The organism is Catellatospora methionotrophica, from assembly GCF_011297335.1.
In the GTDB taxonomy this organism is placed as follows: domain Bacteria; phylum Actinomycetota; class Actinomycetes; order Mycobacteriales; family Micromonosporaceae; genus Catellatospora; species Catellatospora methionotrophica.
Window position 1 is genome coordinate 119,760 of sequence record NZ_JAAOTJ010000001.1, and the last position, 20,631, is coordinate 140,390.

The 20,631-nt window shown below is 73.2% G+C and carries 22 protein-coding genes; 17 read left to right on the plus strand and 5 right to left on the minus strand.

Features of this window, described 5'->3' with window-relative positions; all coding sequences use genetic code 11:
* The first annotated feature begins 105 nt into the window (after positions 1-105).
* From HAV40_RS00620 to HAV40_RS00670, 11 genes are all read left to right on the plus strand, one after another.
* Positions 106-1,197 carry an NAD(P)/FAD-dependent oxidoreductase gene (locus HAV40_RS00620; RefSeq protein WP_166377896.1) on the plus strand — a complete coding sequence of 364 codons (1,092 nt, stop codon included), beginning with the start codon at positions 106-108 and terminating at the stop codon, positions 1,195-1,197.
* Positions 1,198-1,285: 88 nt separating this feature from the next.
* The gene (locus HAV40_RS00625; RefSeq protein ID WP_166379992.1) at positions 1,286-2,269 is read left to right on the plus strand and encodes an ABC transporter ATP-binding protein; all 984 of its coding nucleotides are present in this window, start codon (positions 1,286-1,288) and stop codon (positions 2,267-2,269) included.
* Entirely contained in the window at positions 2,266-3,027 is a 762-nt protein-coding gene (locus tag HAV40_RS00630) for an ABC-2 family transporter protein (RefSeq protein ID WP_166377898.1), read from the plus strand. The genes HAV40_RS00625 and HAV40_RS00630 overlap by 4 nt, the downstream gene beginning before the upstream one ends.
* 1 nt (position 3,028) lies before the next feature.
* Entirely contained in the window at positions 3,029-3,811 is a 783-nt protein-coding gene (locus HAV40_RS00635; protein WP_166377901.1) for an ABC transporter permease, read from the plus strand.
* Complete coding sequence (locus tag HAV40_RS00640) at positions 3,808-4,278, plus strand: hypothetical protein (RefSeq protein WP_166377903.1); 471 nt, start codon at positions 3,808-3,810, stop codon at positions 4,276-4,278. Before HAV40_RS00635 ends, HAV40_RS00640 begins: the two co-directional genes overlap by 4 nt.
* Entirely contained in the window at positions 4,268-5,467 is a 1,200-nt protein-coding gene (locus HAV40_RS00645; protein ID WP_166377905.1) for an FAD-dependent oxidoreductase, read from the plus strand. The genes HAV40_RS00640 and HAV40_RS00645 overlap by 11 nt, the downstream gene beginning before the upstream one ends.
* The gene (locus HAV40_RS00650) at positions 5,464-6,540 is read left to right on the plus strand and encodes a glycosyltransferase family 4 protein (protein ID WP_166377907.1); all 1,077 of its coding nucleotides are present in this window, start codon (positions 5,464-5,466) and stop codon (positions 6,538-6,540) included. Before HAV40_RS00645 ends, HAV40_RS00650 begins: the two co-directional genes overlap by 4 nt.
* A gap of 7 nt (positions 6,541-6,547) precedes the next feature.
* Positions 6,548-7,504, plus strand: a complete 957-nt coding sequence (locus HAV40_RS00655) for an aminotransferase class IV (protein WP_166377909.1) — start codon at positions 6,548-6,550, stop codon at positions 7,502-7,504.
* On the plus strand, positions 7,497-8,381 hold the full coding sequence (locus HAV40_RS00660; RefSeq protein WP_166377911.1) for a phosphotransferase family protein: 885 nt from the start codon (positions 7,497-7,499) through the stop codon (positions 8,379-8,381). Before HAV40_RS00655 ends, HAV40_RS00660 begins: the two co-directional genes overlap by 8 nt.
* Before the next feature lie 11 nt (positions 8,382-8,392).
* Complete coding sequence (locus tag HAV40_RS00665; protein WP_166377912.1) at positions 8,393-9,538, plus strand: glycosyltransferase; 1,146 nt, start codon at positions 8,393-8,395, stop codon at positions 9,536-9,538.
* Positions 9,525-10,388 carry a glycosyltransferase family 8 protein gene (locus HAV40_RS00670; RefSeq protein WP_166377914.1) on the plus strand — a complete coding sequence of 288 codons (864 nt, stop codon included), beginning with the start codon at positions 9,525-9,527 and terminating at the stop codon, positions 10,386-10,388. Before HAV40_RS00665 ends, HAV40_RS00670 begins: the two co-directional genes overlap by 14 nt.
* A gap of 25 nt (positions 10,389-10,413) precedes the next feature.
* Here HAV40_RS00670 and HAV40_RS00675 read toward each other — a convergent pair whose 3' ends face one another.
* On the minus strand, positions 10,414-11,220 hold the full coding sequence (locus HAV40_RS00675) for an AfsR/SARP family transcriptional regulator (RefSeq protein WP_166377916.1): 807 nt from the start codon (positions 11,218-11,220) through the stop codon (positions 10,414-10,416).
* 504 nt (positions 11,221-11,724) lie between these two features.
* On the opposite strand from HAV40_RS00675, the gene HAV40_RS39040 reads away from it, so the two are divergent.
* The 5 genes from HAV40_RS39040 (at position 11,725) to HAV40_RS00700 (ending at position 16,166) form a co-directional block, all read left to right on the plus strand.
* The gene (locus HAV40_RS39040) at positions 11,725-12,495 is read left to right on the plus strand and encodes a response regulator (RefSeq protein WP_308441026.1); all 771 of its coding nucleotides are present in this window, start codon (positions 11,725-11,727) and stop codon (positions 12,493-12,495) included.
* A 132-nt stretch (positions 12,496-12,627) separates the two neighbouring features.
* Complete coding sequence (locus HAV40_RS00685) at positions 12,628-13,740, plus strand: SDR family oxidoreductase (protein ID WP_166377918.1); 1,113 nt, start codon at positions 12,628-12,630, stop codon at positions 13,738-13,740.
* 77 nt (positions 13,741-13,817) lie between these two features.
* The gene (locus HAV40_RS00690; protein ID WP_166377920.1) at positions 13,818-15,575 is read left to right on the plus strand and encodes an HAD-IIIC family phosphatase; all 1,758 of its coding nucleotides are present in this window, start codon (positions 13,818-13,820) and stop codon (positions 15,573-15,575) included.
* Positions 15,514-15,756 (plus strand): acyl carrier protein, encoded by a 243-nt coding sequence (locus HAV40_RS00695; protein WP_166377922.1) that lies wholly within the window; start codon positions 15,514-15,516, stop codon positions 15,754-15,756. Before HAV40_RS00690 ends, HAV40_RS00695 begins: the two co-directional genes overlap by 62 nt.
* The gene (locus HAV40_RS00700; RefSeq protein ID WP_166377924.1) at positions 15,753-16,166 is read left to right on the plus strand and encodes a VOC family protein; all 414 of its coding nucleotides are present in this window, start codon (positions 15,753-15,755) and stop codon (positions 16,164-16,166) included. Before HAV40_RS00695 ends, HAV40_RS00700 begins: the two co-directional genes overlap by 4 nt.
* A gap of 85 nt (positions 16,167-16,251) precedes the next feature.
* On the opposite strand, the gene HAV40_RS00705 is transcribed toward HAV40_RS00700, so the two are convergent.
* Both HAV40_RS00705 and HAV40_RS00710 read right to left on the minus strand, forming a co-directional pair.
* Entirely contained in the window at positions 16,252-17,208 is a 957-nt protein-coding gene (locus HAV40_RS00705) for an NsdA family TPR-like regulatory protein (protein WP_166377926.1), read from the minus strand.
* A gap of 13 nt (positions 17,209-17,221) precedes the next feature.
* A complete protein-coding gene (locus HAV40_RS00710; protein ID WP_166377928.1) occupies positions 17,222-18,712 on the minus strand; it encodes a peptide MFS transporter in 1,491 nt (496 codons plus the stop codon).
* Between the two features lie 184 nt (positions 18,713-18,896).
* Between HAV40_RS00710 and HAV40_RS00715 the strand changes: the two genes are divergently transcribed.
* Positions 18,897-19,235, plus strand: a complete 339-nt coding sequence (locus HAV40_RS00715; protein WP_155368658.1) for an RNA polymerase-binding protein RbpA — start codon at positions 18,897-18,899, stop codon at positions 19,233-19,235.
* 52 nt (positions 19,236-19,287) lie between these two features.
* On the opposite strand, the gene HAV40_RS00720 is transcribed toward HAV40_RS00715, so the two are convergent.
* Positions 19,288-19,806, minus strand: coding sequence for an FxsA family protein (locus HAV40_RS00720; protein ID WP_166377930.1), 519 nt, complete (start codon positions 19,804-19,806; stop codon positions 19,288-19,290).
* A gap of 34 nt (positions 19,807-19,840) precedes the next feature.
* Complete coding sequence (locus HAV40_RS00725) at positions 19,841-20,626, minus strand: polyprenol monophosphomannose synthase (protein WP_239086211.1); 786 nt, start codon at positions 20,624-20,626, stop codon at positions 19,841-19,843.
* Positions 20,627-20,631 lie beyond the last annotated feature (5 nt).

The following is a 20,631-nucleotide window of genomic DNA, read 5'->3' on the forward strand; positions in this document are numbered from 1 at the left end:
CGTCTCCTTCGTGGACCGGCGGCACCTGGCCGCCTTCGCACCACATTCTATCGACATCAGACAATATTTATCGACATGGGCCGATAACCGGGGTGGTGGCGCGTGATGACCGCCGTCGACGTCGCCGTGATCGGGCTGGGCGTGTACGGCAGCGCCGTCGCGGACGCGCTGGCCCGCTGCGGGCGGCGGGTGCTGGCCGTGGAGCAGTCGGGCGCGGACGAGGTCGGCGGCGCGTCGCAGGGTCCGGTCCGGATGCTGCGCACCCACGATCCGGATCGGCCCGAGCTGGACGGGCTGGCCCGCCGCGCGGCCCGGCAGTGGCGGGCGCTGTCCGCTGCGCAGCCGTCGCCACTGCTGCGTGCCGTCGCGGGGGTGTTCGTAAGGCCACCGGCCGCCCGCCCGCTGCTAGCCGCGTCCGGCCGGCCTTCGCTCGGGAGTCGTGACCGGTCGTTGCCCGCCGGGCATCCGCTGCGGCTGCCCCTGGCGGTGCCCGCAGGCTGGGAGGTCGCGGGCAGTCGCGGCTGCGGCCTGCTGGACGCCCGCGCCGCCGTGCTGGCCCTGCGCGAGCGGGCTCGGGCGCACGGCGCGACGCTGCTGTTCGGCCGCCGAGCCGAACTGGCCACCCGTGCACCCGAGGAACCGGTGCGCATCAGCGTCGGCGACCGGCGGGTGACCGCCGCGCGCCTGCTGATCTGCGTCGGGGCGTGGAGCACCGGGCTGCCCGCCTGGGCGCGGGTGCCCGGCCTGCGGGTCGAACCGACCTACATGCAGGTGGCGACGTTCGCCGAGGCGGCGCTCGGCGGGTCGGCGTACTACGTGTTCGGGCACGGGGACGAACGCTTCTGCGCCATCCCGCTGACCTCCGGCGGGCTGCAGTTCGGCCACTTCGCCCAGCCGGCGGCGGCATCGAGCCCGCCGGATCGGGCCGAGGCGAGCTGGCGGCGGGACGCGGCGGCGCTGGCGCGGTTCGTGCCCGACCTCGGGCCCGCGCTGACCCGGAGCACGGTGGCGGGCTGCTACAGCACTCCACCCGGCGGGGCGTTCACGCTGCGCTGGGCGTCGCCGTACGCGGCCACGCTGGTGGCCTGCTCGGGGGTGGGGTTCAAGTACGCCCCCGCGGTGGCCGAGCTGGTCGTCGCGGCGCTGGACCAGCGCCTGGCGCGGCGGCCCGGCCTGCGGGTGGAGGCTGCCCGGTGACCGGCAGGGCGATGTTCCACACCGGACAGGCTGTCCGGATGGCGGCATTGTTAGGCAACCGTCCTGATCGTAGGCTCGGGCGGTGCCGATGACATCGCCAGGTATCGACGTACGCGACCTGTCCATGGTCTACCGGGTGCCGGTGCGCGAGGCAGGGGTGCGCGCGGCCATACGCAGCCTCTGGCAGCGCCGTACCCGCGAGGTCACCGCCCTGGACGGGATCGGCTTCCAGGTGGGCGCGGGCGAGGCGGTCGGCCTGATCGGGCCCAACGGCGCGGGCAAGACCAGCCTCATGAAGATCATGGCGGGGATCCTGCGGCCCACCGGCGGCAGCGTCCGGGTCCTCGGCCGGGAGCCGTTCGACCGCCACCCCGACCACCTGCGCCGCATCGCCCTGGTCCGGGGCAGCCAGCCACTGGGCGGCGCACCCGAGCTGACCGTCATGGACAGTCTGCAATACCAGGGCCTGGTGTACGACGTGGCCGCCGGGCAGCTGCGGCGCAACCTCGCCGAACTGGTGGACCTGCTCGACCTCGGCGGCCTGCTGGAGCGGCAGGTGCGGGCGCTGTCGCTCGGCGAGCGGATGCGGGCCGGGCTCGCCATGGCCCTGGTGTACCGCCCCGCCGTGCTGTTCCTCGACGAGCCGACCATCGGGCTGGACGTGTCCGCGGCGGTGCAGACCCGCCGGTTCCTGCGCCGCTACGTGGCCCAGACCGGTGCCACCATGATCCTGACCAGCCACTACATGGCCGACGTGGCCGAGCTGTGCCCCCGCGTCGTGCTCATCAACCACGGCGCGCAGGTCTACGACGGCTCCCTGCCCGAACTCACCGCGCACGTGGGGCGCGACAGGCTCGTCGAGGTCGTCCTCGCCGACGACGCCGAGCCGCCCGCCGGCGCGCACGCCCTCGGCGACGGCCGTTACCAGCTCAGCGTCGCCCGCGACCAGGTGCCCGACACCGTCGGCCGGTTGCTGGCCGACACCCGGGTGCTGGACCTCGGCATCAAGGAAGCCCCGCTGGACGTGCTGATGGACGAGATCTACCGCCGGACCGGGACGCGGGCCCGATGACCCGGTTGCCGCGGCTGCTCTGGCTCAACGTCGAACGCCAGTTCCTGACCTGGTCCGGGGCGTGGTGGTTCGTGTTCGCGCTGGCCGCGGGGCAGCTCGTGCCGCCCCTGGTCGGCCTAGCCGTGTGGCACGCCGTCCTGCCCGACAGCAGCCGGGTCACCAGCTACTACCTGGCGGTGCTGTTCGTCGCCGCCACCACCGCCTCGTACGAGAACCACACCTTCGCCCAGCGCATCTACAAGGGCACCATCGCCGACGACCTGCTGCGCCCGCAGCCGGCGGTGCTCGGGCCGCTGGGCGAGAACCTCGCCATCCGGGCCTGGATCGGCCTCACCGCCGTCCCGGTCGTCGTGCTGGTCGCGGCCACGACGACGGTGTCGTTCCCGCCCGGGGCGCTGGCCGCGGCCCTGCCCGCCTGGCTCGGCGCGGGGCTGCTGCGGTTCCTGTTCACCTGGTGCCTGGCACTGACCGCGTTCTGGACCGAGCGGGTGCACGCGATCACCGCCTTCGCCACGACCGTGCTGTACCTGCTGGGCGGCACCGCCGTACCCGTCGACCTGCTCCCGCGGCCGTGGGCGGAGCTGGCCCCCTACCTGCCGTTCTACGCCATGCTCGGCCTGCCCGCCGACATCGCCACGGCCGGGGCGGGCCCGGTCCGGGGGCTGCTCGTGCAGGCGGGGTGGCTGCTGGCCACGGGTGCGCTGGCGGTCGTGCTGTGGCGGCGCGGCCTGCGCCGCCACACCGCCGTGGGAGGGTGACATGCGGCTGCTGCGCCTGCTGGGCGCGACCTTCTCGCTGGCTGTGCGCCGCACCCTGACGCACCGGGTGAACCTGCTGTTCGACCTGGGCCAGTCGGTCGCCGGAGTGGTCGCGGCGCTGGCCGCGACGCTGGCCGTCTACCACCGGACCGACACCCTCGCCGGTTGGACCCGGCCCCAGGCGCTGGTCCTGATCGGCATGTTCGCGACGGTGTCGGGCGTACGCGCCGCGCTGATCGACCCCAGCCTGTCGCGGATGGTCGGCACGATCCGCGACGGCACCATGGACGAGGCGCTGCTGCGCCCCGCACCGAGCTGGTTCACCGTCAGCTGCCGCGACCACGCCCCGCTGGCACTGGGCCAGACGCTGCTGGGCCTGGGCGTGATCGCCGCCGGGGCGGCGCGGCTGCCCGAGCCGCCCGGACCGCTCAACATCGCCGCGGCCGCGGTGCTGGCCTGCTGCGCGATCGCCCTGAGCTGGGCGCTGTCACTGATGGTGGCGTGCCTGGGCTTCTGGGCCGGGCGGCTGGAACTGGCTCCGATGACCGCCTCGCTGTGGGACGTCGGCCGCTACCCCGCCGGGATCTACCAGCGTCCACTGCGGACCGCGCTGACGTACGTGATCCCGCTGGCGGGCATGGTCACCCTGCCCGCCGCGGCGCTGACCCGGCCCGGCTGGGCCGGCGCGCTCGCGGCCGGGGCGGCGTCGACGGCGGCCCTGGTCGCCCTGGCGCTGCTGCTGTTCCGGCGCGGCCTGCGGCGCTACACCGGAGCGACGTCGTGAGCCCCGGGCACCGGCTGCCGGTGACGGTGCGCACCCCGCTGCGGATCGGCGCGGCGACGGTCTGGGTCGACCCCGAGGCGGGCACCGTGCGCTGCGAGGCGATGAACCGCGTCCGGACCCTGCTGGCCGGGCTCGACCCGGCGAGCTACCTGGTCGCCGGGCCCCGGGAGGCGATCGTGGCGACGGCCGCGTCAGGGCGGGCGCTCAGCTTCGCCGTCACCGGCGGCGCGCCCGCCGCGCTGGGCGCGCGGCCGAAACCGGACTGGTGCGAGGCCGTCGAGCAGACCCTGCCCGCCCCGCAGGAGCAGGTGACCGGATGGCTGGAGGTCGGCGTACGCGACCACGCCGGGACATGGCACTGCAGCATCCCGCAGGGCAACCTGCCGCGCCTGCAGGCGCTGCTGGCCCGGCGCGGCCACCCGCTGGTCTACATCACCCGCATCCAGGTGGACGCCGATGACCGCTGAACCGCTGCCCGAGGCCCGACTGGACTGGCCCGGCGTCGTCGTGGTCGGCGGCGGCGTCACCGGGCTGCTGACCGCGCTGGAACTGGACCGGCGGGGCATCGCCGCGCTGGTCCTCGACCAGGCCGCCGCCTGCTGCGCACAGAGCGGCCAGGCACACGGATGGCTGCACCGCGGCGGCATCTTCCCCGACACCGGCACCGCCGATGTGGAACTGCTCGACCAGGGCGCGCGAGCCTGGGCGCGGCTGCTCGACCAGCACCCCGACCCGGCGGCGGTCGACTGCCGGGTGGGCGGCCTGCACCCGCGCACCCTCGACGCGGTCACCGCGGTGTGGCGGCACCTGCGGCTGCCGTACCAGCACGCCACGCCCGGCGCCGCCTGCGCGTGGGCCCTGCACGCCCCCGAACGCGCCGTCGTGCCCCTGCGGGTGCTGCGTCCGCTCCTGGCGGGCACACGGGTGGCCCTGCGCCGGGCCGAGGCGACAGGCATCACCGCGTACGGGAACACGGCCCGCTCCCTGACCGTCCGCGCCGGGCAGCGGCTGTTCCGGGTGAACGCCGACGCGTTCGTCCTGGCCGCCGGTGCCGGGATCGCCGCACTGCTGCCCCGCGCCGCGCCCGCCGACCGGCTCGCCCACCGCCTGTCGTTCATGCTGGTGGCCCGGTCGGCGGCCGCGCCGGCACACGCGCTGGCCATCCCGGAGCAGGAGGCCCTGGGCCTGTTCACCGTGCCGCGCACCGGCGGCGGGCACCGCTACAGCCTGCTGTCGAACTTCATCAGCTACGCGCCCACCGCCGACCTGGGCCACAGCCGCGCCAACTGGCTGTCCGGCATCGCGCCCACGGTCCTTCGGTTCCTGCCAGGGCTGTGGGAGTCGCCAGACACCCGCTGGGGGGTGTACGCGGCGGTCAAGGCGGAGCCGACCCGGCCCGTCGCGCTCGGCGCGCCCACCATGGCCCTACTGCCCACCGGTCACGCGAACGTGGCCGCGGGCGTGCCCGGCAAACTCGTGCTCGCCCCGCTACTGGCCCAGGCCCTGGCCGAGGCGGTGAGCGGACACGCCCGCCCGGCCCCCGCCACACCGGCCGCCGCACCGGACGCGCTGCCCGACCTCCCGTGGGGACCCGAGGAGTGGGAGATCACCGCCCTGGTACGCCGGTCGACCCTGTTCGCCGGGGAGGCCCCGTGAGACTGGCGATCGTCGCCGACGCCTGCCTGCCGACCGCCGACGACTGGTCGCGCAACCCCCGCACGCTGGCCGAGGGCCTCACCGGGCTCGGCCACGAGGTGACGCTGCTGGCCACCGCGTCCGGCACGCCGACCGCCGCCGACCACACCGGACGGCACGCCCGAGCACTGCTGTCGCCCTGCGGCGCCGACACCGGTCAGGCGCTGACACTGCTGCGGCCGGGCTGCGACACGGTGCTGTCCCTCGGCACCGCAGCGCCGACCGCCGCCGCTGTGCTGGCCGCGACCCTCGGCATCCCCCTGGCCGTGTTCCTGCCGCCCCGGCTGTTCGACGCCGACCCGCCGCCCGCCGGCTACGGGCGGCTGCTGTGCCGGCACCTGCCCGCCGCGATGCTGATCACCGAGAGCCGCCGCCAGCTGGCCACGGCCCGGCACCACGGCGCCGACCCGCACCGCGTCTTCGTCGTGCCGCCCGGCATCGACGTCGGCCCGCCGCCCGCGCCCGGCGGCCGCGGCGACGACGGACGGCTGCGCCTGCTGGTCGACGCCACCGGCACCGCCGCCCAGGAGCAGCGATTCCTCGCCGACGTGCTGGCCACCCTGGCGGCGGGACGGCACCGCATCCACACGACCGTGCTCGGCGACGGCACGACCGGCCACCTCTGGGACGGGCGACCCGACACCGCCGTACTCACGCCATCCGACACCGCCGCGCTGGCGGGCCTGTACCACGACGCCGACGTGATCCTCGTGCCCGGCGGCGGCGACCGCACGGTCGCGCTGCTGCGCGCGATGGCGGCAGGTCGCGCGCTGCTGGCCGCCGACAGCCCGGCCGTCCAGGACACCGTCGGCACCACCCGCAACGGCATGCTCGCCCGCGCCGGGGACCCGCACGAATGGGTCGACAAGCTCGACTACCTGCTCGACGGGCACGCCCTGCGCCTGCACCTGGGCCGCGGGGCACGCCTGCACGCCGAGACCCACCACAGCCTCGCGCAGACCCTGCGTGAGCTGGACACCCGCCTGGTGTCGCTCGCCGCCTCGTGGCGGTACCCGGAACCGGCAGGAAGCTGAGGGAGACGTGAACGACGCACAGAACGGCACCGTATGGGCCGACGGGGCCCTGCGGCCCTGGTCGGCGCTGGCGGTGCCGCTGATGTCCGACGCCGTGCTGCGTTCGGTGGCCGTCTTCGAGGGGATGCGCGCCGACCGCGCCGACGACGGCGGCATCCGGCTGCTGGCCGGTGCCGCCCACGCCCGGCGGCTGCTGGCCAGCGCCCGCGCGCTGCGGCTGCCCGTGGCGTACGGCACCGACGAGATCCTCGCCGCCGCGGCCGAGGTCGCCCGCGCCGAACTCGACGCGACCGGGGCCCGCACCGCGTACGTGCGGCCCATGGCGCTGGGCGCCCGCCTGACAGCGCAGGCCGGCCCGTGCAGCCTCACCATCGCGGCGTTCGCGCAGGCCGACGACTCCCCCGGCACCGTGCGGGCGCAGCTCAGCGCGCTGCGCCGGCCGAGCCCGGACGCGCTGCCGCCGCAGCTCAAGGCCGTGGCCAACTACCAGCTGTCGCGGCTGGCCCGGCTGGCCGCGCAGGCCGCCGGATACGACGACGCGATCCTGCTCAACGCCCAGGGCCGCCTGGCCGAGGCGGCCGGAGCCGCCGTGCTCGTCGAGCACGGCGGCCGGGTCAGCACGCCCCCCGACTGGGAGGGCTGCCTGGCCTCGATCACCGTCGACGTCGTCGAGCGCATCGCCGCGCACGTGGGCGTGCCGTTTCGCCGCGAACCGGTCACCACGGCCGCGCTGGCCGCCGCGGACGGCATCGCCCTGGCCGGGACCCTGGCCGCCCTCACCGAGGTGACCCGCCTGGACGACCTGACGGTCCCCCATGGACCGGCGCTGGCGACCCTGCGCCGGCACTACCTCGACGCGCTGGCCGGGGGGCCGCTCGCGCCGCTGCTGGAGTACGCGTCGTTCCCGCCGCCCGAACCGGACACCACCGCCGCCCAGACGAGGAGCACCACGGCACATGGCTGACCTGCTCGCAGCGACCCTGCACCAGTGGGGTGCCTTCGCCCGGCACCCCGTCGACCGGCTCGAATCCCGCTCCGGGGCCGGCGTGCACGCGGTGCTGACCGCCGACGGCGCCGAGGCGTACGTCAAACTCACCCCCGCCGACCGCGGCCCGCACGCGCTGGCCGCCGCCCGGCGCGAACTGCGCTTCTACCGGGAACTCGCGCCCGCTGTCGCGGTCGGCACACCGGGGCTGCTCGCCCACGCCGACACCGGTGACGCCGTCGCGCTGCTGCTGGCCGCGGCCGGCGTCGCGCGCGAACCCCGGTCGTGGACCGCCGCCGGCTGGGCGGGCCTGGGCCGCGACCTGGCCCGCCTGCACCGCACGCCCGCCCCGGACTGGCAGCGGCCCGACGACCTGCGCGACGCCATGGCCGCAGCCGACCTGAGCGCTGTCGAGGCCTTCTGGCGGCCGACCCTGCCCCGGCTGGCCGAACTCGTCGACCGGCGCGACGAGCTCCGCCGGCAGGCTGCGGCGCTGCCGCCCGCGTTCATCCACGGCGACTGCCACACCGGCAACATCACGCTGGTCGGCGACCGCCGCCACCTGCTCGACTGGCAGGTCTGCGGCACCGGCCGACCGGCCGCTGATCTGGCGTTCCTCAACGTGCGCGCCGCCCCCGGCGGGGTGAGCGCGCCGCCCGACCTGCTCGACGGCTACCTCGCCGAGCAGCCGCACGACCCGGCCGTCACCCGGCTGGCGGTGCTGGCCGAGGAGCTGTCCGTGTACGTGTTCCAGTGGCCGCCGTTCGCCGCGTACAACACCGCGGCGGGGGTCGAGCACGTCCGGCGGCGGGCCCGCGCCCTGCACGACCGGTGGTTCGACGGGACGGCGGCATGAGACTGCTCTGCATGCCGTACCCCTCCGCCTCCGGCACCTGGGGCTGCACCATCTACATGCTCGCCGTCGCGCAGGCTGCCCGGCGGCGCGGGCACGAGGTCGTGTTCCACGCCTGCCCGCCCAGCTCCAGCCTGCTCACCGACAACGCGTTCCCGGTACGCGGCTTCGGCGGCGCGACCGGCACGGGCACGGTCGGCGCGATCGGCGACATCTACGACGTGTTCACCACCCTCGGCATGGACGACCCCGGCTACTGGCGGCACCTGCTCGACCTCGAACACGACGTGATCGCCGACGTGCGCCCCGACGCCATCCTCACCGACATGCGGCCCACCGCCCTCATCTCCGCCCGCCGCCACGGCGTGCCGTCCGTGGCCATGGCCTCGGTGGGCACCGACCCCCGGACACAGGCCAGGCCGTACGGGCACCCGCTGGACGACCTCGCCCGCGACAGCGCCCGGGTCCACGCCGGGCTGTCCGTCGACTCGTTCACCGAACTGCTGTTCTGGTCCGCCGACCGCAAGATCGCCAGCAGCTTCGAGCGGTTCGAACCGGAGCTGGCCGACGTGCCCGCGCTGCGCTACATCGGCTACCTCGACGGCACCAACCGGCGCGGACTCGACGGCCTGCCGCCCCGGCCGCAGCGGCTGGTTCTGGCATACCTGAGCACCGTCGGCTGGAACACCCAGACCATGGTCCGCTCCCTGGCCCGCAGCGCCGCACTGGCCGGCGTCGAGATCTGGTGCGTGACCAACGCCAACGGCCGCATCCAGGACGTCGACCCGCGCCTGCGCCTTTTCGACTACCTGCCGCTGGACGAGCTGCTACCCGAGTGCCGCGGCCTGCTGTTCCACGGCGGGCAGGGCAGCGCGCTGGCGTCGCTGTTCCACGGCGTGCCCGCCATCGCCTGCCCCGGGCAGAACTTCGAGCGCCGCTACAACGCCGACCGCATCCAGGCCCTGGGCTGCGGCATCCACGCCGGTGTGCTGGACCTGCGGCCCCGCGCGCTGTCGGCGATGATCGCCAGGATCGTGGACGACCCCGGTTTCAGCGCCGCCGCGACCACCGCGCAGCGGGAGCTGCGCGCCCTGCCCGGTGCCGACGGCGCCGTCGACCACATCGAGTCCCTGGGGGCCGCCCGCCATGCCCGAGCATGACCTCGCCCTGTTCCTGGTCGTCAACGACGCGTACGCGCCTGGCGCCGCCGCGACCCTCGCCTCCGCCGCCGCCGGCTCGTCACGTCCCCTGCGGGCCTACGTCGTCGACATCGACCTGCGCGAGTCGAGCAAGCGCCGGCTGGAGGCCGCCGGGACGCCGGTCACCTGGCTGCGGCTCGACACCGCCCAGCGGGAACTGCTCGGCTCGTTCCACCGCCACGACCGCTACACCCACTGGGAGGTGTACACCCGGGTGCTCCTGCCGCTCCTGCTGCCGCCCGGCGTCGACCGGGTCGTCTCCCTCGACGCCGACACCGTCGTGCTCGGCGACCTCGCCGAACTTGCCGGCCACGACCTCGGCGGCGGCATCCTCGGCGCGGTCGACGACCGGTGGATCGCCGGCATGTACGTACGCCGCCTGCTCGGCGCCGACCCGCGACGCCCGCTGCGCATCCCGCGCTACTTCAACGCCGGTGTCATGGTCGTCGACGTCGCCGCGTGGCGTCGCCACCAGGTCACCGAGCGCACCGTCGCGCTGCTGGGCGAGCACCGGCCGTTCGCCTACTACGAGCAGGACCCGCTGAACCTCCTGCTGGCCGGGCAGTGGCACGAGCTGCCCGAACCGTGGAACCGGCTGGCGCCCGCACCGCAGGTGACCCCCGCGCCCAGCTCGGCGGTCAACCGGCAGGGCGGCGTGGACCGCGGGCGGCTGCTCGACGGCGCCCGGATCGTGCACTTCATCGGAACCCGTAAACCGTGGCTGCCGGACACCGGCTACGAGCCGGAACTGCTCGCGGTGTTCGAACAGTTCGCCGACCGCACCGCACCCGCCCCGGGAACGGGCAGCTGACCCGGCCGTCGGCGACGGCAACATGTCACGCCGGACCGGGCGGCCCCGCACCCGGCGGCCGCAGACCGGCAAGACTCAGCTCACCGCGCAGCAACGCGGTGTAGGCGTCGGTCAGCGCGCGGGTCGGCTCGACGCCGAACTCGGCGGCCAGCCGGGCGCGGGCGGTGCCGAACACGTCCATCGCCTCACCCTGCCTGCCGGTCAGGTAGAGCGCCGTCATCAGCAGAATCGTCAGCCGTTCCCGCAGCGGGTGCTCACGCTGCAGCGCCATGAGCCCGGGGATGGCCGCGTCGCACTCCCCGAGCCGCACCTTCAGTTCCAGGCGGTGTTCGAGGCAGCCGACGCGGCGTTCCAGCAGCTGCCTGCGTCGGCTCTCGGCATACGGTCCGGGCAGTCCGGCCAGCGGCTCCCCGGTCCAGCTGCGTTCCGCCTCGGCCAGCAGGTCCGCCGCGCCGGCCAGGTCGCCGGCCGACTCGGCGGCCGCGGCCAACTCGACCGCGCGGTCGAAGTCGGCGACGTCGGTGCGGGCCTCGCCGAGGCGCAGCCGGTAGCCGATGCGCAACGTCTCGATCACCGGAGCGTCCCGGCCGCCCTGGGCGGGTTGCAGCGTGCGGCGCAGCCGGTAGATGTACGGCGGGATCAGCTTCGTGCCGGTGAGCGGCTCGCGGCTTCCCCACACGTTCTGCAGGATCGTCGCCGGGGTGACGACGCGGTCCACGTTGAACAGCAGCGTGGCGAACACCGCCTGCTGGCGCACCGGTCCGAGGTCGAGCCAGTCCCCGCCGACCTCGGCGTGCACCGGACCCAGTGCCCGGAAACACACGCCCGTCACCGCGTCGCCCCGCCCGCGTGAAGGTCTCCCATCAGTCCCCTACCCTGGCGTCGGGCGGCGGCTCCGACGAGCCGCCGCTGGATGACCGAGCCTTCGCGCATGGTCGGCCGCCACCGCGGCACGACCTCCCCCAAACATCGAAGCTCCCCAATCTCATCGTACGACGCTCGACATACACGCCGTATACATTGGAGGATGCTGACGCGGACAGTCGGACGAAAGTCCCAGGTGGCGGCGGGTGCGCCTCCAGCCAGCCACCGTGCAGGCGGGCGTCCTCGACGCTGAACTGCTCACCGGCCTGCTGGAGATCAGCCGTCGGCCCCGGCCGGACCAGCCGGCGGAAGGTTCACAGCGCCGACCGCCGGCCGGTGGGGTGGCGGGGGCGGTCACCGGCAGACTCCACGGATGAGGGGCCGCCACCGGTAAAGGACCCGGAAAGGTCACGCGGAGCCTACGCGGCGACAACACTTGTTGTCGCTCCGGCTGAAGCCCTAAGCTGAGGCCGTGATCGACAGTGACGTGCCGGAGCCTGTGCAGCAGGACCAGGTCGACGTCGCGCTCGCCGGTCTGCTGGCCGGCTGGACCGGACCGCCGACACCCGGTGGTCCGTCCAGCCGCGAAGCGGCACTGGCTCGGCTCGAGGTGCTGTTCAAGCTGCAGACGTCGGTCAACCGGCAGATCACGTCGGCCGCGACCGAAGCCGCCACCGCCGGCGCCAACTACGCCCAGCTCGGCGCTGCCTGCAACATCACCCGGCAGGGAGCCCGAAGACGCTGGCCCGGACTCGTCTTCGCCAGAACCAACCCGACTGAACCCGAAGGAACCACGATGAACGCCGCGCTCGCCCGCACCTACACCGTCCTGCTCATCGAGGACGACGAAGCCGACGCCATGCTCATCGAGGAGGCGCTGCTGGACAAGGGCGGCGCCCGTGCCGTGAACCGGGCCCGCGACGGCGTCGAGGCGCTGGAGCACCTGCGATCCGCCGACAACACGCGACCGGACCTCATCGTGCTGGACCTGAACATGCCCCGCATGAACGGCCGCGAACTGCTCGCGGTCCTCAAGAACGACCCCGCGCTGTCGAGCATCCCGATCGTGGTGCTGACCACCTCCGCCGCCCCCGACGACGTCAACGGCGCCTACCGGGGGCACGCCAACGCCTACGTCACCAAGCCCGTCCAGCTCGACGACTTCATCCGGTCCGTGCAGAGCATCGACCAGTTCTTCCTCGACACCGCCATCAACCCCAACGACAGCGGCGCCACGGCCTGACCTTCGCCCCTGCGGCGTGTTCGACAGGCCGAGCACCGTGACCGCCGCCATCAGCCGCCCGGCGAAACTACAGCACGTGACTGTAATCTCACATAACGTCACCACAGTTCAGGCGCGTTCGTTACCGAGTTCGTGACCGAACGAGTGCTGCTGACCGGCGCCACCGGGTTCGTCGGCTCCTTCCTGCTGAAGACCCTGCTCACTGCCACTGACGCAGACGTCGTCTGCCTCGTACGTGCCCCGGACCCCGCCGCCGGGTGGCGGCGGCTCGGCGAAGGCCTCGCGTGGGACGCCGAACCGCTGCCGTCCCGCCGCATCACCATCGTGACCGGCGATCTGACCCGGGACCGGATGGGACTGCACGCACCGACGTTCGACGCGCTGAGCCGGTCGGTGGACCTGGTGCTGCACGCCGCTGCCGACGCCAACCATGCTGCCGGCTTCGCCAGGCTCGAAGCCGCCAACGTCGCGGGCACCCGCGCGGCACTCCACCTCGCCGACGCGGCCGGTGCACGGTTCCACCTCCTGTCCAGTCTCGCGGTATTCGACGCGTGCGGGCGGACCGCGCCGGTCGACGAGGACACCGCCCTTGACCGGCTGCCCGTCCCCGAGGGCGGATACGGCCAGAGCAAACGCGCCGCCGAACGTCTGACGGCACAAGCGTTCTCCGCGGGGCTGTCCGGAGCCATCCACCGCCTGGGGCGTATCAGCGGTGACGCCGACAGCGGACTATGCCAGCGAAACGACGGACTCTGGATGCTGATCCGGGCCGGACTGCGCTTCGGCGCCCTTCCCGACGTCGACGTCCGGATCGACCTGACCCCGGTCGACTTCGCCGCCCGCGCCATCGTGGCCCTGTCCCAGGCGGCGCCCGCCCGAACGCCGCACACGTTCCACCTGCACAACCCGCGCCCGGCGGACATGGCAGACGTCGCCCGAGCGGCAAGCCGCCTCGGCCGGACGGTGACGCTGGTGCCCGTGGAGCAGTGGCGGCAGATCCTGACGACCGCTGGGCGGCGCGAGGCCGCCGACCGGATGCTGATGCTGATCGCCCGGCTGGTCGACGACACGCTCGGCACCAGGATGCCCCCGGTGGACAGCACACGTACGCGAGACCGCCTGGGGGCTCTCGGACTGGTCTGCCCACCCTTGGACGACGCGCTGCTCGACCGCTACTTCGCCTACTTCACCCGGACCGGCTTCCTGCCCGCCGACACGCCCGCGCTCAGTGGCACGGTGCGTTGAAGATGCCGGACGCACCCGACCCCCGCGCAGGCTACGCCGCTTGGCGACAGGCCGCCGCAGCAGCGGCAGCCCCTGCCATGCCGCACAGACGTGACGTCCGCGTCGCCCTGCTGTCCACCGTCATGCTCGACCTCGTCGCCGAGCTGCTGCCGGTGGCCGCCCGCCCTCACCGCCTCGGCCTCACCCCGATCCTGGCACCCTTCGGACGGCTGGAGGCGGAGCTGCTCGACCCGGATCGACGGGCGCGCGTGGGCGACGCGGACTACACGGTCCTCGCCGGCACCTGGCACGACGTGCTCGAGGCGCCCGGCCGCCACAGCGCCGGAGAACTCGAGAACCGCGCCTTCGACCGCTGGTCGTCGCTGGTCCGGATGGTCCACGAACACACCACCGCCCGACCGGTCCTACTCGGGTTCGGCACACCGCCCGCAGACCCCTATGGGCAGCAGGCACTCGTCGACCCGGAGGCTCCGTCGGCGACGATCCGGCGGCTCAACGCCCGTCTCGCCGCCGCATGCGCCGACAACGCCCTGTTCGTCGACGTCGAGCGCCTCGCCTCCCGCTCGGGTCTGGACACCTGGGAGGACACCCGCTTCTGGCACCAGATCCGCCAGCCGTTCGCCGCGGACGCGCTGCCCCAGCTGGCCGCGGCCATTGCCGACACCATCGCCGCCGACTGCGGACTCACCCGCCGTTGCGTGGTCGTCGACCTCGACAACACGCTGTGGCCCGGCGTGGTCGGGGACGACGGCATAGCGGCAGTCGCCCTCGACACCGGCGCCACCGGCGAAGCGCACGCCGCCCTGCAGCGCCACCTGCTCGCTCTGCGACAGCGGGGCATCGTCCTGGCGGTCGCCTCCAAGAACGACCACAAGCTCGCCGTACGGGCCCTCGACGAGGTCCCCGGGATGCTGCTGCGAGCGTCGGACTTCGCCTGGATCGAAGCCGGCTGGCAGCCCAAACCCGAACAGCTGCGCGCCATCGCCGACGGACTGCGCCTCGGGCTGGAAAGCATGGTCTTCGTCGACGACAACCCCGCCGAGCGGGCCGAAGTCGCCGCGGCACTGCCCGAAGTCCACGTGGTGAATCTGCCGCGCCACCCCTCCGGCTACGCCGCCGCGCTCGCCGCCACCCGGGGGCTCGCCGCCCACCGCGCTGGCACCGCCGGCACCACCCGTGCCACCTCCTACGCCGCCGTGGCCGCCGCCGACGCCCTGTCGCCGACGTTCGCGACACACGAGGCCTTTCTCGACAGCCTCCACATGCGCGCCTCCGTAGACCGGGTCAAGGTCGCGAGCCTCACCCGCGCCGCTGAACTCGTGGTGAAGACCAACCAGTTCAACCTCACCACCCGCCGCCGTACCGCCGCGCAACTCCTCCCGCTGATCGACGACCCGGACTGGTACACCGCCACGCTCACCCTCACCGACCGTCTCGCCAGCCACGGCGTCGTCGGCCTGTTGCTCGCCCACGCCGACGCCGACACCGCGACCGTCGACACACTGCTGCTGAGCTGCCGCGTGATCGGCCGCACGGCGGAGACGACACTGCTCGCCTCGGCAGTGCGATGGGCCCGTCAGCGGGGATGCCGCGAACTACGTGGCCTCTACCAGCCGACCGCCCGCAACAGCGTCACCGCCGACGTCTACGACCGCCACGGCTTCACACCCACGCCCGACAGCGGCGACGGGATCCGAACCTACCGCTTCGACCTGTCCCGTGGGCCCTTCCACGGGAGCCCGCACATCACCGAAAGGGACCACCATGACCGTCATGAACGCGACCAGTACCTACGAGCGGCTGTCCACGGTGTTCACGCGCGTCATGGGGGTTGAGCCGCCGCACGGGCCGGAGACCAGCCCGCAGGACGTCGAGGCCTGGGACTCACTCGGCCACATCAAACTGTTCGCCGAGGCCGAATCCGAGTTCGACCGCCAGCTACCCGACGAGCTGATGATCCCCGGGCACAGCCTGCGGCAGCTGGCCGAGGCCGTCGACGCGGCCCCGCCGGCGTGATCGTCCGCCTCGACCACGTCGGCTTCGCCAGCCCCAGCGCAGACGAGGGCACCGCACTCATGAAACGGCTGGGGCTGGTCCTGGCCGCGTCCGGGGCAGCCGACGACTACGGCGTCTCCTGCGACTTCTGGCAGGCCGGCGACGATCCGCAGGGCACCACGGTGGAGGTCGTCGCACCGACCCGGCCCGACGCCGCGATCACCCGGCGGGTCGCGATGTCCGGTTCATCGCTCTACCACCTGGCATTCGAGGTCGACTCCCTGGCTGAGGAACTGTCCAGACTGCGCCGGGCGGGTTTCCTGCCGATCGACCGCACCCCACGCTGCGGAGCCAAGGACGACATGCGCGTGGCCTTCGTCCTCGACCCGACGACCGACCTGCTGATCGAACTGGTCCACTACGGCGGCTGAGTCGTCCGGGGCCGGGTCACCGCAGACCACCACTCCAACTATCACGGAGCAGCCGTGACGTGACCGCGTCCCGGTGTGCGTCGGTTCAGCTCGACAGGGCCGAGGCGGGCCGCTGGGCGAACCACTCGATCTGCTCGCGCAGCGCCCGTGCCTCGGGCACGTCGGCGAACCGGGAGTCGCGCAGCGCGTCGGCGACCCGGGCCACTCCGGCCATCACCTCGGCGGTCCGCCGGGGCAGGTCCAGGCGCAGCACCGGGCCGAGGGTGTCGCGGGCCGCGGCCACGTCGCCGTCGCGCACCCGGACCAGCGCCAGCACGCACCGCGCGCCGGCCTCGTCGCCGAAGGACCGCTGCTCGGGTGGCGACGCCGCGTACAGGGCGATGGACCGGGTCGCCTCGTGCACCGCCCGTTCGCGCTGGTCGGGCAGGCACGCGTACGCGTCGGCGGCGTAGTGGTGGTGGCGGGCGGGCGCGAACAGGAAGATCCCGCCGAGCGCGTCGAGGTCGTCGTGGGTGTGGTGCTCGCGCAGGTCGTCGGCGCGCACCAGGGCCAGCCGCGCGGCTTCGGCGTGCCCGAGCCTGGCCAGCGCCCGAGCCTGCGCGCAGGCCAGCCACGAGGCCACCGATCCGGTCTGCTCGGCGGCGATGCCCGAGCCGCAGTCGGCGAACGCCGCGGCCTCCTGCGGCCGTCCGCCGGAGTACGCCAGCAGGCTCTGCAGGCCGCGGCTCCACGCCCGCAGGCCGGGGTGGCCGATGTTGTCGGCGCACACGTACGCCATTCGGGCCAGCGACATCGCCTGGTGCTCGCGGTCGAGGTCGTGGTGGGCCTTGGCCAGCATCCCGGACACGAGCGCGGCCAGCAGGTACAGCTCGCGCACGTGGTCGGGCTCCGGGTCGTTCTCCAGCCGGCTGAACACCCGTTCCTGGGCCTCCAGCAGCGGCCCGAACAGTTCGGTGACCGGGTCGCACAGGCACCGCCCGGCGAGCGCGGCCACCTCGTCGCGCAGCTGCTCGACGGTGATGTTCTCGGCAAGGATGGTCATCGGTTGTCGCCTCTCAGTGCACGCCGGACATCAGCTGGCCGATCCGGCGCGCGCCGAACCAGAAGCAGACGCCGACGATGATGGCCAGCAGGCCCAGGCTGCCGTAGTACGCGGCGTCGGACAGTTTGCCGCTCAGCGGCGTCACCCACGTGTTGAGCGCGTTGCCGGCGGCGGTGGCCAGGAACCACAGGCCCATCACCTGGCTGGCGTAGCGCAGCGGGGCGAGTTTGGTGGTGACGGACAGGCCGACCGGGGACAGCAGCAGCTCGGCGCAGGTCTGGATGAGATACACCAGCACGATCCACCACGGCGAGATCAGCCCGCGCGCCGCGGCCGCCCCGGCGGCGCCCATGACCAGGAACGACAGGCCGATGCCGAGCAGCGCCAGGGAGAACTTGACCGGGGTCGCGGGCTGGCGGCGGTCCAGCTTGGTCCACATCCAGGCGAACACGGGTGCGAGCAGCAGGATCAGCACCGGGTTGACGGACTGGAACCAGGCGGTGGGGATCTCGAAGCTGCCGACGGTGCGGTCGACCTTCTCGTTGGTGAACAGGTTGACCAGGCTGCCGGCCTGGTCGTAGATCATCCAGAACAGCGTCGCCCCGATGAAGATCCACACGTACGCGCTGACGCGGGAGCGCTCCTGGTGGGTCAGGGTCCGGTCGCGGAACATCATGATGAAGTACAGGGCGGGCACGACCAGCGCCAGGATCGTCAGCGCGTTCTTGACGTGGTCGGCCTTGAAGGTCCCCGCCGCGACGTCGACGGCCAGCAGGATCACGATCACGGCGAGCACGATCCCGGCGATCTTCAGGATCTTGTTGCGTTCGTGGGCCAGCAGCGGCTTGTGCGCCTTGAGGCCGACGCCTTCGAGCCGCCGGGAGCCCAGCACGTACTGGATGACCGCGATGGTCATGCCGACCGCGGCGATGCCGAACGCCACGTGCCAGTCGTTGCGGGCCGCGAAGATGCCGGTCAGCAGCGGGGCGAAGAACGCGCCGAGGTTGATGCCCAGGTAGAACAGGGTGAACCCGGCGTCGCGGCGGGACTCGTGCAGCTCGGGGTGCTTGTCGTACAGCTCGCCGACCATCGCGGAGATGTTGGGCTTGAGCAGGCCGGTGCCGAGCACGATGAGGACCAGGCCGAGGTAGAACATGGAGCGGGCGGAGAAGGCCAGGCTGTAGTGGCCCAGCGCGATGATGATGCCGCCCCACAGCACGCTGCGGCGGGTGCCCAGGATCCGGTCGGCGATCCAGCCGCCGGGCAGGGCCATGAAGTACACCATCGAGTTGTAGATCGCGTACAGCGACGCGGCGGCCACGTCGTCCATCCCGAAGCCGCCGTCGGTCAGCTCGGTGGCCAGGAACAGCGTGAGGATGGCCCGCATGCCGTAGAAGCTGAACCGCTCCCACATCTCGGTGAGGAACAGCACGACCAGACCGCCGGGGTGGCCGAACCAGGTCTTGACCGGTTTTCCCGATGCCGGCACCGCCGTGGTGGCCATCGCGTTACCCCCGGATGTGATGTACCCCGCAAAACAGGTCCAACCGGACAATATCGCGGCTCTCCGGTACACATGAGGCGCTCTGCGGAATAGGGTGCGACAGCGGCATGGGTCACGACGGGGAATCGTCGTGGCGTCCAGGTCGTTGCATCACGCGGAAGACTTACGACTGTGAGGAGCTGACATGGGCGATCGGATGTTGCGGGGAAGCCGACTGGGGGCCGTGAGCTACGAGTCCGAGCGCAACACCGAACTCGCGCCGCGTCAGATGCGCGAGTTCCTGTGCGCTCAGGGCCACCGTTTCGAGGTGCCCTTCGCGGTCGAGGCCGAGGTGCCCGGCACCTGGGAGTGCAAGTTCGACGGGAGTGTGGCACGGCTGGTCGACGGTACCGAGCCGGAGCAGAAGAAGGTCAAGCCGCCGCGTACGCACTGGGACATGCTCCTGGAGCGGCGCTCGATGGCCGAGCTCGACGAGATCCTCAACGAGCGGCTGGCCGACGTGCGCACCCGCCGCGGCCGCTGATCGACACACCGAAGGCGCCCACCCCGAACTCGGGGTGGGCGCCTTCGCGCTGTCAGTCGACGATCTCGCCCTCGATGACCTCGGTCGGCGTGCTGGCCGGCCCGGTCGGGCCCGAGCCGGGCGGCTGTGACTGCTGGGGCTGGTGGTGCGGGGTGCTGACGCGGACCTTGCGCGGCCCGAACACGTTGTTGGCGGCCGAGGCCGGGATGCGCTTCTCGGTCGCGGCACGCACCCGCCCGCGAGCGAGCGTGCGCACCGGCGGGACAAGCAGCAGCAGCCCGACGGCCGCGGTCAACAGTCCGGGGATGATCAGCAGCAGCGCCGCGATCAGCCCGACGACCCCGTCGAGGGCCTGGTCACCGCGGGGCTGACCGGCCTGGCGCGCGTCGCGCAGCCGCCGCCACGCCGACAGGCCCTCCTTGCGCAGCAGCACCGCGCCGAGCAGCATCAGGACCACGGCCAGCAGCAGGGTCAGGCCGACGCCGAGCAGCCTGCTGACGCCCCAGAACACGGCGAACTCCACCACGCCCAGGCACAGCACGGCCAGCGGCACCCACCGCAGCTTGCGCATCCGGTCACCTCCAGCCGGTCGAGCCGGCCCGGGTTCACGGCCAGCGATCACTCGGCTTGAACATACGCCGCACGCGCTCGCGACGGGACTGCGCACCCCACACCGTGACCTTCCACAGCGCCTCCTTGATGATCGAGCCGCTCATCTTGGACACGCCGTGCTCGCGCTCGGCGAACGTGATCGGCACCTCCACGATCCGGAAGCCGTTGCGGTGCGTACGGTAGGTCAGCTCGACCTGGAAGCTGTAGCCGCGCGAGGTCACCGTCTCGACGTCGATCTTGCGCAGGACGGGCAGCCGGTAGGCGCGGTAGCCGCCGGTGGCGTCCTTGACGCCCATGCCCATCACCACACGGGTGTAGAAGTTCGCGCCGCGCGACAGGATCAGCCGCCGCACCGGCCAGTTGATGACCTTGCCGCCGCGCACCCAGCGCGAGCCGATGACCGCGTCCGCGCCGCGCAGCGCGTCCAGCAGCCGGGGCAGCTCCTCGGGGGCGTGCGAGCCGTCGGCGTCCATCTCGACGACGGCGTCGTAACCGTGCTCGTGGGCCCAGTCGAACCCGGCGATGTACGCCGCGCCCAGGCCCTGCTTGCCGGGCCGGTGCAGGACCTTGACGTGGTCGTCGGCGGCCGCCATCTCGTCGGCGATCGCGCCGGTGCCGTCCGGGCTGTTGTCGTCGGCGATCAGGATGTCGACGTCGGGCGTCGCCTGGCGCACCCGGGGCACGATCAGGCGGACGTTCTCCGACTCGTTGTACGTCGGGATGATCACCAGGACCCGGCCCACGCCGGGATACCCGATCTCCGTCTCGTCGCCGCTCACCGGGA

Excerpts from the sequence above, each read along its gene's own strand:
- HAV40_RS00710 (WP_166377928.1), bottom strand. The coding sequence starts at position 18,712 with ATGGCCACCACGGCGGTGCCGGCATCGGGAAAACCGGTCAAGACCTGG.
- HAV40_RS00660 (WP_166377911.1), top strand. The coding sequence starts at position 7,497 with ATGGCTGACCTGCTCGCAGCGACCCTGCACCAGTGGGGTGCCTTCGCC.
- HAV40_RS00695 (WP_166377922.1), top strand. The coding sequence starts at position 15,514 with ATGAACGCGACCAGTACCTACGAGCGGCTGTCCACGGTGTTCACGCGC.
- HAV40_RS00705 (WP_166377926.1), bottom strand. The coding sequence starts at position 17,208 with ATGACCATCCTTGCCGAGAACATCACCGTCGAGCAGCTGCGCGACGAG.
- HAV40_RS00715 (WP_155368658.1), top strand. The coding sequence starts at position 18,897 with ATGGGCGATCGGATGTTGCGGGGAAGCCGACTGGGGGCCGTGAGCTAC.
- HAV40_RS00630 (WP_166377898.1), top strand. The coding sequence starts at position 2,266 with ATGACCCGGTTGCCGCGGCTGCTCTGGCTCAACGTCGAACGCCAGTTC.
- HAV40_RS00620 (WP_166377896.1), top strand. The coding sequence starts at position 106 with ATGACCGCCGTCGACGTCGCCGTGATCGGGCTGGGCGTGTACGGCAGC.
- HAV40_RS00720 (WP_166377930.1), bottom strand. The coding sequence starts at position 19,806 with ATGCGCAAGCTGCGGTGGGTGCCGCTGGCCGTGCTGTGCCTGGGCGTG.
- HAV40_RS00670 (WP_166377914.1), top strand. The coding sequence starts at position 9,525 with ATGCCCGAGCATGACCTCGCCCTGTTCCTGGTCGTCAACGACGCGTAC.
- HAV40_RS00665 (WP_166377912.1), top strand. The coding sequence starts at position 8,393 with ATGCCGTACCCCTCCGCCTCCGGCACCTGGGGCTGCACCATCTACATG.
- HAV40_RS00645 (WP_166377905.1), top strand. The coding sequence starts at position 4,268 with ATGACCGCTGAACCGCTGCCCGAGGCCCGACTGGACTGGCCCGGCGTC.
- HAV40_RS00635 (WP_166377901.1), top strand. The coding sequence starts at position 3,029 with ATGCGGCTGCTGCGCCTGCTGGGCGCGACCTTCTCGCTGGCTGTGCGC.
- HAV40_RS00625 (WP_166379992.1), top strand. The coding sequence starts at position 1,286 with ATGACATCGCCAGGTATCGACGTACGCGACCTGTCCATGGTCTACCGG.
- HAV40_RS00690 (WP_166377920.1), top strand. The coding sequence starts at position 13,818 with ATGCCGCACAGACGTGACGTCCGCGTCGCCCTGCTGTCCACCGTCATG.